At 41.2% G+C, this 14,446-nt stretch carries 14 protein-coding genes; 4 read left to right on the plus strand and 10 right to left on the minus strand.

Annotated features, from left to right (window positions below; genetic code table 11):
* The first annotated feature begins 70 nt into the window (after positions 1-70).
* On the plus strand, positions 71-1,447 hold the full coding sequence (trkA, locus tag BM380_RS17665) for a Trk system potassium transporter TrkA (RefSeq protein ID WP_008112933.1): 1,377 nt from the start codon (positions 71-73) through the stop codon (positions 1,445-1,447).
* Positions 1,448-1,532: 85 nt separating this feature from the next.
* Here the strand turns inward: trkA and BM380_RS17670 are convergent, their stop codons facing one another.
* From BM380_RS17670 to BM380_RS17710, 9 genes are all read right to left on the minus strand, one after another.
* A complete protein-coding gene (locus tag BM380_RS17670) occupies positions 1,533-1,748 on the minus strand; it encodes an EF-hand domain-containing protein (RefSeq protein ID WP_016900039.1) in 216 nt (71 codons plus the stop codon).
* Positions 1,749-1,812: 64 nt separating this feature from the next.
* Positions 1,813-2,025 carry an EF-hand domain-containing protein gene (locus BM380_RS17675; protein WP_090495407.1) on the minus strand — a complete coding sequence of 71 codons (213 nt, stop codon included), beginning with the start codon at positions 2,023-2,025 and terminating at the stop codon, positions 1,813-1,815.
* 138 nt (positions 2,026-2,163) lie between these two features.
* A complete protein-coding gene (locus tag BM380_RS17680) occupies positions 2,164-2,376 on the minus strand; it encodes an EF-hand domain-containing protein (RefSeq protein WP_013463659.1) in 213 nt (70 codons plus the stop codon).
* A gap of 70 nt (positions 2,377-2,446) precedes the next feature.
* The gene (locus BM380_RS17685) at positions 2,447-2,659 is read right to left on the minus strand and encodes an EF-hand domain-containing protein (protein WP_090495408.1); all 213 of its coding nucleotides are present in this window, start codon (positions 2,657-2,659) and stop codon (positions 2,447-2,449) included.
* 513 nt (positions 2,660-3,172) lie between these two features.
* Positions 3,173-3,835 carry a flagellar brake domain-containing protein gene (locus BM380_RS17690; protein WP_064663327.1) on the minus strand — a complete coding sequence of 221 codons (663 nt, stop codon included), beginning with the start codon at positions 3,833-3,835 and terminating at the stop codon, positions 3,173-3,175.
* Between the two features lie 24 nt (positions 3,836-3,859).
* Positions 3,860-5,311 carry a TrkH family potassium uptake protein gene (locus tag BM380_RS17695; protein WP_013463656.1) on the minus strand — a complete coding sequence of 484 codons (1,452 nt, stop codon included), beginning with the start codon at positions 5,309-5,311 and terminating at the stop codon, positions 3,860-3,862.
* A gap of 93 nt (positions 5,312-5,404) precedes the next feature.
* Entirely contained in the window at positions 5,405-6,019 is a 615-nt protein-coding gene (locus tag BM380_RS17700; RefSeq protein WP_013463655.1) for a YigZ family protein, read from the minus strand.
* Between the two features lie 97 nt (positions 6,020-6,116).
* Entirely contained in the window at positions 6,117-7,439 is a 1,323-nt protein-coding gene (gene pepQ / locus BM380_RS17705; protein WP_013463654.1) for a Xaa-Pro dipeptidase, read from the minus strand.
* 117 nt (positions 7,440-7,556) lie between these two features.
* Positions 7,557-9,443 carry a lytic transglycosylase domain-containing protein gene (locus BM380_RS17710; RefSeq protein ID WP_024601481.1) on the minus strand — a complete coding sequence of 629 codons (1,887 nt, stop codon included), beginning with the start codon at positions 9,441-9,443 and terminating at the stop codon, positions 7,557-7,559.
* A gap of 303 nt (positions 9,444-9,746) precedes the next feature.
* Between BM380_RS17710 and fadB the strand changes: the two genes are divergently transcribed.
* From fadB to tusA, 3 genes are all read left to right on the plus strand, one after another.
* On the plus strand, positions 9,747-11,906 hold the full coding sequence (gene fadB / locus BM380_RS17715) for a fatty acid oxidation complex subunit alpha FadB (RefSeq protein ID WP_090495410.1): 2,160 nt from the start codon (positions 9,747-9,749) through the stop codon (positions 11,904-11,906).
* Positions 11,907-11,910: 4 nt separating this feature from the next.
* Positions 11,911-13,080 carry an acetyl-CoA C-acyltransferase FadA gene (fadA, locus tag BM380_RS17720; protein ID WP_090495411.1) on the plus strand — a complete coding sequence of 390 codons (1,170 nt, stop codon included), beginning with the start codon at positions 11,911-11,913 and terminating at the stop codon, positions 13,078-13,080.
* A 443-nt stretch (positions 13,081-13,523) separates the two neighbouring features.
* Positions 13,524-13,763 (plus strand): sulfurtransferase TusA, encoded by a 240-nt coding sequence (gene tusA / locus BM380_RS17725; RefSeq protein ID WP_090495413.1) that lies wholly within the window; start codon positions 13,524-13,526, stop codon positions 13,761-13,763.
* A 170-nt stretch (positions 13,764-13,933) separates the two neighbouring features.
* Here the strand turns inward: tusA and BM380_RS17730 are convergent, their stop codons facing one another.
* Positions 13,934-14,386: an early set domain-containing protein gene (locus tag BM380_RS17730; RefSeq protein WP_016900032.1), complete on the minus strand. Its 453-nt coding sequence runs from the start codon at positions 14,384-14,386 to the stop codon at positions 13,934-13,936.
* Positions 14,387-14,446: the final 60 nt, after the last annotated feature.

Raw genomic sequence — 14,446 nt, forward strand, 5'->3', positions numbered from 1 at the left:
ACATTTAGCTACTTCAGTTTAGAGGTAGCTAATACTTTGATGTAATTAGTATTAATAATACGGGTACATAATGAAAATAATCATACTCGGTGCTGGGCAAGTTGGCGGCACACTCGCAGAAAACCTAGTGGGTGAACAAAACGAAATAACCGTAGTTGATATCGACGGTAACCGCTTGCGCGAACTGCAAGATAAGTACGATTTACAAGGTGTTGCAGGCCACGGCGCCCACCCCGACGTGTTAAGTCGCGCAGGGGCTGAAGATGCCGATATGATTATTGCGGTGACCAGCTCAGATGAAGTTAACATGGTGGCATGCCAAGTTGCCTACAGTATTTTTAATACACCGACTAAAATAGCCCGTATTCGCTCTGAGCAGTATTTAAAATACCGCGAAAAACTCTTTCATAATGATGACTTACCTGTCGATCATTACATAGCCCCAGAAGCACTCGTTACTAAGTATATTCGCCGCCTAATAGACTACCCTGGCGCATTACAAGTACTGCAATTTGCCGATGGCATGCTCTCTTTAGTGGCTGTAAAAGCCTACTATGGCGGCTTATTGGTAGGCTATGCCCTATCTACACTTAAGCAGCATATTCCTAATGTTGAAACTCGGGTAGCCGCTATTTACCGCCAAGGTAAAGCGATAAAACCCTTAGGCACCACCGTAATAGAAGCCGACGATGAAGTATTTTTTATTGCCGCAACCAAACACATTCGTGCGGTAATGAACGAGCTACAAAAGCTGGAACGCTCGTATAAAAAAATCATGATTGCCGGTGGCGGTAATATTGGTGCAGGTCTAGCCCGTTCACTGGAAAGAAACCACAGCGTTAAGTTACTAGAGCGAAGTAAAGAGCGTGCCGAACAGCTTTCTGAAATGCTCGACAACACCGTGGTATTTTGTGGTGATGCATCCGATCAGGAGCTGCTCTCTGAAGAACACATTGAACAGGTTGATGTTTTCATTGCCGTTACCAACGACGATGAAGTAAATATAATGTCGGCTATGCTCGCAAAACGCATGGGGGCACAAAAAACCATGGTACTTATTCAACGAGGCGCTTACGTTGATTTAGTACAGGGCGGCGAAATTGATATTGCGATTTCACCACAACAAGCGACTATTTCTGCATTGCTGACTCACGTGCGCCGTGGTGATATTGTAAACGTGTACTCGTTGCGTAAAGGGGCTGCAGAAGCCATAGAAGCGGTTGCCCATGGTGATGAAAATACCTCTAAAGTGGTAGGTCGCGCAATTGCCGATATTAAATTGCCTGCAGGTACCACAATAGGTGCAATTGTGCGAAATGACGATGTACTGATTGCCCATGACGATACAATTATTTTGTCAGGCGATCATGTAATCATGTTCTTAATTGATAAAAAGCACATTAACGTGGTTGAAAAGTTATTCCAAGTTAGCGCTATTTTTCTATAATTAAACTGCTTGAGTTAAGTAATCAACAAACACAAAAAAGCCGCTGACTATTAAGCGGCTTTAGTGGAGTATGATGGGGTAATACTTATTGTACTCTTGCAAATTCTTCTTTAGAAAGTTCACCATTTCCGTCAGTATCTAAGTCATCAAAAATGTTCATTAGTTGTTTATTAGCGGCGGCTTCCTGCTGGCTAATTACACCATCGCCATTACTATCAAAAGAGGCAAAATCTACCGCTGCATAAGCTGCTGATGATGACGCTAATACTAAAATCGCAAGTGTTGTGTTTAATGCTTTCATAATAAGTCTCCTATAAGAGGGAAATCCTTTTCTGAGATCCCTGTGCAATGAAAAAAGTCAAAAATTAAAAGTTTGCAAACTCAGCTTTAGAAAGCTCACCATTACCGTCAGTATCAAGCTCAGTAAATTCGGCTGTTAAATCAGCGTTTACAGCGGCTTCGCTTTGACTAATAGCACCGCTACCATCAGTATCAAGCATGTCAAAGTCGCTTGCTGCAAAAGCAGCTGATGAAGAAGCTAGCGCGATAAGTGCAAATGTTTTATGTAATGTTTTCATAATTTAATCCTTCAAAATGTAATGCAATGGTCTATCAAAAAATTGTGTCTGGCTATCACGGTCCTTGTTATTCTCTTTCATAGGCTTCCTTGCCTATTTAGGCTGTCTTTGGCAACTCAGAATATACTTAGCCTTGTCTTATGCTTTCGAAAATTCTTCTTTTGATAGCTCACCGTTTTGGTCAGTATCAAGCTCTGAGAACATGCTCATTAATTTTGCATCAACCGATGCTTCGCTTTGGCTAATAGCGCCGTTACCGTCGGTATCTAGTGTGTCAAAGTCGCTCGCTGCAAAGGCAGCTGATGAAGAAGCAAGAGCGATAAGTGCAAATGTTTTGTGTAATGTTTTCATAATGAGTATTCCTTAAAATCGTTTAAATAATGGGGGAGCTTTTAACTCCCAAAACTTTAATAGCTTAGGGTTATGCTTTAGAGAACTCTTGTTTTGATAACTCACCGTTTTGGTCAGTATCAAGCTCTGCAAACATGCTCATTAATTTTGCATCAACCGATGCTTCGCTTTGACTGATTGCGCCGTTGCCGTCAACGTCTAGCGTGTCAAAGTCGCTTGCTGCAAAAGCGGCTGATGATGAAGCTAATGCGATAAGTGCTAAAGTTTTATTAATGCTTTTCATAATCAATCTTCCTTCAAAGTTTATGTTTTATGCGATTAAGTGTTTTACTTTAAATCACGTTTCGTTCTATACAGCCTGACTATTACAACTTCGATGCCAAAAATATAAAAACCATAATTTTCAATAAATTAACCAGCAACTAGCTGAAAATGGTGCTATTTAACTCGTTATTTTGTTGCTTTTTAGCAACAGTAGATAAGGCAATAAAATTAAAACAATAAAAATCAAAGAGTTGAGTTTAAGGAAAACCCCACACAGTCGGTGAGCAACCACTAAAAAAGAGGATTAAATAAACAAAAAGGAAGGTGAGTTGAGTTTAATTTTGTTATAAACAAAAAAATTAGAATAAAAAACATATTTAACTAATTGTTTTTAATGAATTTATAAAATAAATTTGAAATGGCTTTTAAAAATAACAACAACACATGGCTATTTGTTGCAAAAGAGCGAAAATGTTAGAGCTTGTTGATATTTTAGAATTGTAAAATGTTCAGCGTCGACAGATAACAGGCCTTATACAATTTCAACTTCAAGTGCACTAGGGTCAATGAAGTGATCCCCCATCAGGGCTTTCATTTGCTCTTCACTGGCAAATAATCGAATTCCGCAATATATGCCCTTAGCATGTTTTTTCACACTGCATATTTGCCCTTCGTGCTTTGTATCTTCATCAAACACTACGATGCAACGCATATCTTTAATGTCGTCGATTTCTTGGGTTGTTTTAATATCAAACATAACACCCGTTAACGAAATATCTTTTATAACGCCTTCAAAAGAAGGGCGATCATCCGATAATTTTAACTTGGCTGGAAACAGCGTCGGTATACGCGCTTGCGAGCGCAGTTCAAATAGCTGTACTTGTGAAGGATAGTCGATAAACAATAACTTAGCCGGGTGAGATGCTACAGACATAAGCTGCTGACGAAACGCTAAAACATGCCCACCACTGCCCTCTATAAGCGCTCTTACCACCACCATCACACCATCGCGTAAATAATCACTTGCCATGGGGAGCCGTTTTGCATTGGGGTAATTTAAAATAATAAACTTATTTTCTAATAAGCCTATAAACTCTGTTTTTACGCGTCGGCTACTCGTGGGGGTGAGAATTTCTAAATCAACTATGCCACCCGTGACGATTTGGTTTAACTTTTCCAAATTGGTTTTTCGCATATTTCCTTCCTGATATTTATAACGTTATCCACGCCAAAATGTTGGGGTAAATAGCACAAGTAAGGTAAATATCTCTAAACGACCAAATACCATTGCCACGGTTAATATCCATTTTGCAGTATCGGTAATAGCGCCATAATGAGAAGCAACATCACCTAAACCAGGCCCAAGGTTATTTAAACACGCTGCCGTTGCTGAGAATGCCGTTATATTGTCTAACCCGGTGCCCATTAACGCTAACATAATAATAATAAAGACTAGTGCATAAGCCGAGAAAAAACCCCATACTGCTTCAACTACTTTATCTGGTAGCGCCTTTCGTCCTAACTTTATAGAGTATATAGCTCGAGGATGCACTAAGCGGTTTAGCTCTCGCACCCCTTGTAGATAAAGTAAAAACACGCGCACTACTTTCATACCGCCGCCAGTTGAACCAGCACAGCCACCAATAAAACTAGAGAATATTAATAAAATAGGTAAAAACAAAGGCCAAGCAGAAAAGTTATCTGTGGCAAATCCTGCGGTGCTGCTTATAGATACAGCTTGAAACAATGCCTGATCGAGGGTTTCATCGCCATTGGCATAAACATCGTGAGATGAAAGTACCGTGAAACAAATCACCACCAGCGCGAGCTGAATACATAGAAACACTTTGAATTCAGGGTCACGAATGTAGACACTAATATTACGACTCGCTACAGCAGCATAATGCAGAGAAAAGTTAATGGCTGCGATAATTAAAAAGAACACACAAATAAAGTTAATTACTGGGCTATCAAAATGCCCCATTGAAGCGTCATAAGTAGAAAAACCACCAATAGCCACCGTAGAAAAAGCATGGCAAATTGCATCAAACCAATTCATGCCAGCGCTCCAATACGCCAAAGTACATGCAAGGGTAATAGACACATAAATATACCAAAGGTGTTTAGCGGTGTCGGCTATACGCGGGGTCATTTTGGAATCTTTTACGGGGCCTGGAATCTCAGCCCGATACAACTGCATACCACCTACGCCAAGCATTGGCAGGATTGCTACCGCTAATACAATGATCCCCATACCACCAAACCACTGTAATTGTTGGCGATAAAACAATACCGATTTAGGCAGATACTCTATACCGGTCAGTACGGTAGCTCCTGTAGTGGTTAAGCCAGAAAAGGCTTCAAACACGGCATCGGCCAAAGAGAGATTGGGTTCTTGTAAAAATACCAGCGGTAAGGAGGCAAACGCGCCTAGTACCAGCCAAAACAAAACCACGATTAAAAAGCCTTCGCGGGCTTTTAAATCGCCATGCTCATGCCTATTTGGGTAATAAGCCATTAAGCCAATAACAACACTGAATATAAAGGCTAAAACAAACGGCACCCCTCCACCATCTTTATAAATTAAAGACACTAGCGCTGGTGGCACCATAGTAATACTGAATAGCGCAACCAATTGGCCAAGAATTTTTATGATGGTACGAAATTGCATTGAGCGTATCGCTTTTTTATTAGTAAATTAAAATAACTACTGTATGACTCGAAATTTAATGTTTAATCATTAAATGGGATGAATGTAAGACTATTACTCTTTGATTGTTAACTCAACTGCGCCGTGGCTTAAATCAAAAATATCTTTGATGGCTTGCTGCGCTTGGCGACTATCAATGGTAATAGTCCACTCAATATTTGCAGTAAACTGCTTTTCAATATTAAGTACCTGAAAGTTCGTTTTTAAATGTTGCTCTATCGCCCCTTGCATACTGTATTCACTAAAGCCCACCAGCTCAGCGCTCGGCACTTTCACCACGGTTTGTAGTTTTGCTAAGGCATTATTGAGTGAACCACCATAAGCACGCACCAGCCCACCCGTACCGAGCTTTATACCTCCAAAGTAACGTGTTACCACAGCGGTCACTTCACCTAAGCCTGAGCCCACTAGCACATTGAGCATGGGTTTACCGGCGGTGCCATTGGGCTCTCCGTCATCAGAAAAGCCATAAACATGGCTGCCCCCTGGGTTACCTGCAACATGTGCCCAGCAATTGTGGCGTGCATCACTATATTTTTCTTCAATATTTTTAATAAAGGCTTTCGCAGCATTTAGATCTGGCGTGTGACCTATATGAACGATAAAGGTACTTTTTTTAATTTCTTCTTGATGAAATACAGCTTCGGCTGGGTATTTATATTCAGACATAGCACTTACTTAGGCTTTAATTAAAAAAATGGGGCCAAAAGGCCCCTTTGTATCCGTTTATTTTAGCGCGTATTGGCTAACTCGTCTTTATAAGGATTTAGTCGAGTAATAAATTACGCGTCATATTTTCTAGGCTATCTTCGTGAACAATAATATTGTCCTCGATACGAATACCGCCAAAAGGTTTAAACGCTTCGACCTTTTCCCAGTTAATAAATTGCTTATTGTCTGTTTGTGCTAAATCACCCAATAAAGAGTCAATAAAGTACAAACCTGGCTCAATAGTAAACACTTGGTTTTTCTCAATTAAGCGAGTACAGCGCAAGAATGGATGACCCTCTGGTGGCGCTTGATGTGCCCCTGTTTCATCACGCATAAAACCACCCACATCGTGAACCTGTGCACCTAAATGATGCCCGAGTCCATGCGGGAAGAAAGTTGAGGTAATTTGACGCTCAACAATTTCAGCTGCAGGTAGTTTAACAATATCAAAATCACTTAATAGCTGAGCAATACGGTTATGACAATCAATATGCAGATCGCCATACAGTAAACCTGGCTTTAAGCTTTTTCCTAACTCAATTTGATGCGCTGTCATAGCGTTAACTAAGTCAGCAAACTCACCCTGCTTTTTAAAGTCGTAGGTACGGGTAATATCCGCAGCGTAACCATTAAAATTAGCGCCCGCATCAATTAAAAATGAATTATGCGTTTGTGGTGCTTTTGGCTCAAAATGGGTGTAGTGCAAAATAGCGCAGTTTTCGTTAAGGGCCACAATGTTGCCATATGGCATTTCGTTTTCACTTTGACGCGTTGCCATTAAGTAAGCTTGCTGAATATCAAACTCGCTACCACCATTAAAAAACGCATCACGCGCTGCTTTATGGCCATCAACCGCAATACGGTTCGCATTACGTAAACACTCAAGTTCATATTGCGTTTTATAAGCACGGTGGTAATGAATATAGTTAAGTACTGGCTCAGGGTTCATAATACTAAAGCCAAGTGCTTGTGCTACTTCGAGGTATTCACCAATGTAGGCAAATTTAGCTTTATCGTAAGGTAGTAGCTTTTCAACCTGATCAGGTTGTAATAACAATTCAATATCGAAGTATTCTGCCCAAAAATCTCTTGGCTCATCAGGTACTTTATGCCAAAAATCAATTGGACGATAAAAAATAAGTTTTGGCTTATCGCTACCATTTACCACTATCCAGCAATGTGGATTATCAATAACCGGTAGCCACGCTTTAAAATGGGGGTTAACTTTAAACGGGTAATACATATCATCTAAAAATTGGCGCTTAGCTTGGCCTGAATGAATGACTAATCCTTCTAACCCTTCTTGCTCACAAATAGTACGTGTACGCTGCTGCAATGTTGCAATATGTTCGGCGTATAAAACGGCTAATTTTTCCATAATAAACCCATCTGTTAAATTTAACTTGCTTTGAGTCTACCACTTATACACAAAGCGCTCAAAAAAGAGGGATACTTACTGTGTAAATATCCCTCTGTGGTTGTAGATTTATTTTTACTATCCGCCCATCGTCATTTCTAATATGGGGGCTAGAAGGTTTCCCTCCCGACCAAGGCGAGTATGATAAACCTGCCGATAAGCAAATACATTTTTTACATAATCTCGGGTTTCTCTGTAAGGAATAAGTTCAACCCATAGCTCAGCCGGCATTGCTTCTTCTGGTAACCAACGCTTAATACGATGATACCCAGCGTTATAAGATGCTGTAGCTAACACCTCATTGCCGTGGTTTTTCTTTTTTAAATACTGTAAATAACGAGTCCCAAGACGAATGTTGGTTTTTGGTTGATACAAACGACGATTAGAAACCGTGCCTTTATTAATATACTTTGCCGTACTCGGTAATAGCTGCATTAACCCGCGTGCATTTGCATGGGAGCGCGCATCAGGTGCAAATGAGCTTTCGCGACGTGCAATAGCAATACTCCAAGTTAGGTCAATTTTGCTTCGCTTGCTGTAACGCTCAAACATTTCTTGAAATGCAAAAGGGAAACGCAAATCCACATAATCCCATGCTTTTATTTTTGCTAGGGTGAATATAGTACTATCAAACCAATCCAGCTCGGCTGCAAGTACCGACGCAGCTAATTTTTCATCATCAGCTGAGGTATCAGTTAAATAATTCCACTCGCGTCGAGCAGCAGTAAAGCGCTCTAACTCATACAAGGCTTTGGCACGCTTAAAGCCCGGTGCGTTACTCACTCTTGTTACTAAAGCTTGATTTACATTAACGGGCAACTCATTTAAATCAACCGGTATGCCCAAACGTGCAGCGGCTAAAAAGCCGTAATAATCACGATTAGCGGCCACTTTAGTCCAAATTGCCTTGGCTTTTTCATGATCTGCGCGTTTGTCATAACTATAAGCAAGCCAATACTGTTGCCCTAAGCTAAGATTTTCTTTACCTGTAAAAAATGCCGCAATTCCCTCCCAATCTTGGGTTTTGAGTAGATTAGCTAACTGCCATTGCATTAATTTACGATCTTGGCGCTCTTTGGGTACTTTATTTAAATAGAAGCTAGCTTGGCTATGGCCGCTCGACGCCAATGAAAGCGCAAAGGTATAATATACATCCGCTTTTTCATCATCAGTGTAATCAAATAACCCCTCAATTTTTTGCCATGCCTTTAATGCCAACTCTTTATCACGCCAAATTAAACGCTTAATACCGTAAAGCGCTATTTCACCCTCTTTCACTGTTTTGCGCTTATAACGGTATAACCCCGCCGCTGCACTTGGGTCACGTCTTACTTTTGAGTATAAATCGGCTAAGTAGCGCTCATTGGCTGGCAACAATGTTTTTAAATAAGGCAGTAAACGATAAGACCCACCTTGTGCCGCTAAAGTGACACGTTGCCAAACAACATCGGGCGTTAAATAACCATTTTGACGCCAGCGTTTAAAAAGGCCATCGCATTCACTTGGCTGCGACTCGCCCACTGTCCATAAGTCGGTTACCTGATTGAGTATTGCTTTTTTAGGCGCACCAAGATCAAGCTGAAAAGTAAGGTGGGTACAAGTAAGCTCACTGTCAGAGGTTTCACGGTAGTTTTTAATAAACGCTGCTTTTTGATTTCTGCGTTTTAAATAGTTTAACCATGCTTTACGCACTGGCCACTCTAATGGCGTATGTTCATAAACAGTGAGAAAATTTTCTATCTCTGTTTGGTGGGCTAAGCTTGGGTAACGTTCCCAATAGGCTTTTTCAACATACGGTTTAAGCGGATGAGACAATGAATCCACCGCTTCTTTAAAATTTTGATAATTGCCATAGCGCGCCTGTTTTTCAGCGTCTAAAAATGCATCAATATCAGTTTTCGCGTTGGCAGAGGGGAAAGAGAAAAATAGAGTCGCTGCCGCTACGCTTAATAAGTATTTTTTCATAATGTCCTTTAGGGCATAGTAACCTTCAAGGCTGACGAAGTGTGGCGAAGAGTAAGTAAACAACAGCACATACACAGCTGTACTATTTATTCTAATAAAACCCAAGCTATGAACACTAAGACAGCGCAATAAAATGAATAAAGAAAACTTTCAAACCCACCTTAGCACCAAACCAGCTATATTTTAACCAGACGTTTGTAACCAAGATAAATTTTTCGTTGCATTTTTAATTTAAAGCAAGCACACTGGTCTGAATATGAACTCATCGTACCAGTCTTAGTTCATCAACTAGGGAGAATAATAATGTTATATAAAAGCGATTCCTTTGAAGTTAGCTTCGTGAAGGAAAACATCGCCGAGTTTAAGTTTTGTGCTACAGGTTCTGTAAACACATTATCTCAACAAACTCTTTCAGATTGCGCGGCAGCATTAAAAGAATTAGCCGCTAACGCTGATATTAAAGGCATGATTTTTACCAGTGATAAAGACCACTTTATTATTGGTGCAGATATCTTCGAATTTTTACCTACTTTTACTAAACCTGAAGCAGAATTAGTAACGTGGATCAAAGATGCAACTGACGTTTTTGATGCAATTGAAGATTTACCATTTCCAACACTAAGTGTTATAAACGGCTTGGCGCTTGGCGGCGGCTGTGAGTGGGCACTTGCTACCGATTATCGTGTTGCAAGTGACTCAGCAAAAATGGGTTTACCAGAAGTTAAATTAGGCATAATGCCTGGATTTGGCGGCACAGTGCGCCTTCCGCGCATTATTGGCGCCGATAACGCGATGATGTGGATCACCACAGGTAACGAAAATCGCGCAGCTGATGCCCTTAAAGTAGGTGCGTTTGACGCAGTAGTTAGTGCCAACAAACTACAAGAGTCAAGTATAGCAACATTAGAATTAGCGATTGCTGGCAAGCTAGATTGGCAAGCAAAACGCGCTGTAAAATTACAACCGCTTAAATTAAACCGTGTTGAGCAAGGCATGAGCTTTGCAATGGCAGAAGGTATGGTAATGGGTAAAACCAAAGGCCACTATCCTGCTCCAGTTATGGCCGTTCGCACTATTAAAGCGGCAGCAAACTGCTCACGCGCCGAAGCAATGGCAATTGAAAATGCCAACTTTGCAAAGCTTGCTCGTACCAACGAAGCAGCCGCGCAAACAGGTATCTTTTTAGCAGACCAATACATTAAAGGTAAAGCACGTAAATTTGCTAAGCACAGCGATGTAGAAATTAAACAAGCTGCTGTATTAGGCGCAGGTATTATGGGCGGCGGTATTGCATACCAATCTGCTTATAAAGGTACACCAATCATAATGAAAGACATCCAACAGGATGCACTTGATTTAGGTATGGGTGAAGCGTCTAAGCTATTAGGTGCAAAAGTTAAGCGCGGCCATATGCCGATGGAAAAAATGCTAGCAACGCTTAGCAAAATCAAACCAACGCTTAACGATGCAGACCTACAAAACGCCAACATTATTGTTGAAGCGGTAGTAGAGAACCCTAAAGTGAAGCAAGCCGTACTTGCTGATCTTGAAAAGAATATGCCAGAAGGCACTGTGCTTACGTCAAATACATCGACTATTTGTATTGACCTACTTGCAGAAGCACTTGAAAAACCAGAAAACTTCTGTGGTATGCACTTTTTCAACCCAGTACCAAAAATGCCATTAGTAGAAATTATCCGTGGTGCAAAAACCTCAGATAAAACCATTAATGCCGTAGTTGATTACGCACTTAAACTAGGTAAATCGCCGATTGTTGTTAACGATTGCCCAGGCTTTTTTGTAAACCGTGTTTTATTCCCTTACTTTGCAGGCTTTAGCAAATTAGTGGTTGAAGGCGCTAACTTTGCAAAAGTAGATAAAGTCATGGAAAACGTATTTGGCTGGCCTATGGGTCCGGCTTACCTACTTGATGTAGTCGGTATTGATACTGCTTTCCATTGTACTGGCGTAATGGCAGACGGCTTCCCTGAGCGTATGGCACGTGCAGAGAAAGATCCAGTGACTGTTTTTGCTAACGAAAAACGTTTTGGTCAAAAGAACAAAGCAGGTTTTTACAAGTATGAAACAGACCGTCGCGGTCGTCTTAAGAAATCGCATGACCAAACAGCGATTGAACTACTTGCACCAATTACAGACGCACCAAAAGAATTTGATAAACAAGAAATCATTGACCGTTGTATGATCCCAATGATCAACGAAGTGCTACTTTGCTTACAAGAAGGCATTGTTGCTTCTCCTCAAGAAGCTGATATGGCACTTGTATACGGTGTTGGTTTCCCTCCATTTAGAGGCGGCGCGTTCCGTTACTTAGATCAAACAGGTTTAGCTAATTTTGTTGCAGCAGCAGACAAATACGCTCACCTAGGTGCGATTTACCAAGTATCAGAGCAAACTCGCAAGTGGGCTGAAGAAGGCCGTGTTTTCTATAAGGTGGAAGGTTAATATCATGAATAATCCAGTAATTGTAGATTGTATCCGCACACCAATGGGTCGCTCAAAAGGCGGCGTATTTAAAAACAAACGTGCAGAAGACTTAAGCGCTCATTTAATGAAAGGCTTATTAGAACGTAATCCAGCAGTTGACCCTGCGTCAATTGACGATATTTATTGGGGTTGTGTACAGCAAACTTTAGAGCAAGGCTTTAACGTTGCACGTAACGCATCTCTACTTGCAGGCATTCCACATTCAGTGCCAGCAACCACAGTTAACCGTTTATGTGGCTCATCAATGCAAGCATTGCATGACGCTGCTCGCGCTATTATGACTGGCGCTGGTGATACTTACCTAATTGGTGGTGTTGAACACATGGGCCACGTACCTATGACTCACGGTAACGACTTTCACCCTGGCCTAGCTACATCAATTGCACAAGCATCTGGCTCTATGGGTTTAACTGCTGAGTACCTTGCTACTATTCACGGTATTAGCCGTGAGCAACAAGATGAGTTTGCTTACCGCTCGCATCAACGTGCACATGCAGCAACAGTTGAAGGGCGTTTCCGCCGCGAAATTTTAGCAATGGAAGGTCACGATGCTGACGGTTCACTTATCCTTGTTGAAGATGATGAAGTAATTCGCCCTGAAACAACCGTTGAAGGCTTATCGCAACTTCGCCCAGTGTTCAACCCTGCTTCGGGTTCTGTTACTGCGGGTACGTCTTCAGCACTTTCTGATGGCGCATCAGCTATGTTAGTGATGAGCGAAGAAAAAGCAAAAGAACTTGGCTTACCAATTCGTGCATATATTCGCGCGATGGCCGTTGCCGGTTGCGATCCATCAATCATGGGTTACGGCCCAGTACCAGCAAGTAAAAAAGCATTGGCACAAGCTGGTATTACTATTGATGACATCGATGTTGCTGAACTTAACGAAGCATTCGCAGCACAATCATTACCCGTACTTAAAGACTTAGGTTTAGCGGATGTGGTTGACGAAAAAGTGAATTTAAATGGCGGCGCTATCGCACTGGGTCACCCGCTGGGTTGTTCGGGTTCGCGTATTAGCACCTCACTTATTCACTTAATGGAAGACAAAAACGCAAAATACGGATTAGCGACTATGTGTATTGGTTTAGGCCAAGGCATAGCAACTGTATTTGAACGTGTTCAAGACTAATTAGTGTTGAATATGTAAAACCAGCTTGGTGATTAAAAAGGCGAACTAGCGCAAGTTAGTTCGCCTTTTTTATGCCACCAGCAGTGGGGATTTTTGCTATTTAACCTGAACTCTGGTTAAGAGATTTACTAACACATTGAATCAATGAAAGATATTTGTGCTTATTTATCTCTAGCTAGAGATTTTTAGTGAAAACAAGGCGAAATTACGCGTCAATAGCTCGCCTATTACAAGTAAATTCAACGCAGTTAGCGCTGAAAATAGCTGCTTGAGATGGATTTATTATCCGGAGTTCAGGTTATTTATATTGTGTGATCGGGTGTAGTAAATTATTTTTAATAAGGCCGACTGATTTACACTCAGCAAAACAGTTAACCAACCGGCTGAATTACGCTAAACTATCCGACCTAACTTAAGCAGCGACTATATTACAGGTAATTTTTATGAGTTTTGATAACCCCGATCACCAATTAGATGCCATCGGCCTGCGCTGCCCAGAACCTGTGATGATGATACGCGCTGCAATTCGCAAAATGAGCGACGGCGAAACACTGCTTATTATTGCCGACGACCCTTCAACCACCCGCGACATCCCCAGCTTTTGTACCTTTATGGATCACACGCTAGTGGCTAAAGATGTTGAAGAATCACCGTATAGGTATGTGGTGAAGAAAGGGTTGTAAAGCTATCAGCTATCAGCTATCAGCTATCAGCTATCAGCTATCAGCTATCAGCTATCAGCTATCAGCTATCAGCTATCAGCTCAAAATTAAAAAAACCGTGTTTGTTAAATCAAGCACGGTTTTTTATTTTATCTTTAAACTAACGACTGACGGCTGATGGCTTACAGCTTTTACTTCTTCGTTATCGTCACTTGCGGCTCATCGTAGTCACTAAAATCAATGCTGACTATGTAGGAGCCTTTAATCGCTGGTGTGTAGCTAAAGTAATTATAAATGGTATTACAGTCGGCGCGTGTTGATTGGCCGAGTGTTAGGCTTTGCCCTGATGGCTGTGAATCGCTGTAGCCACAGTTAAAACCTTCACTAAAATCCGCATCGGCTATTTTAAATTCGTACACTTTGCCAGGGGTCGAAAATTTAACTTGAGCTTGATAAAGCGCAGGGCCAACTTGTTTAAATTGATATTGAGGTTCGGCATCCCATAATGTGAAGTCCCCTCTTAAATAAATACTACGATCCAATTCTTGCTGCGGCAACACGTCGTTAATTGAAATTTGGCTGGTACAAGCACTCAATAAGCCCACTAAGGCTAACGTGAAAATGCGTTTCATTGGGAGCTTCATGGTGAATCCTCTATTAACTAATATAAATAAAACACTAAAAAGCCAGCATTATGCTGGCTT

It is taken from the genome of Pseudoalteromonas sp. DSM 26666 (assembly GCF_900116475.1).
Taxonomy (GTDB): domain Bacteria; phylum Pseudomonadota; class Gammaproteobacteria; order Enterobacterales; family Alteromonadaceae; genus Pseudoalteromonas; species Pseudoalteromonas tetraodonis.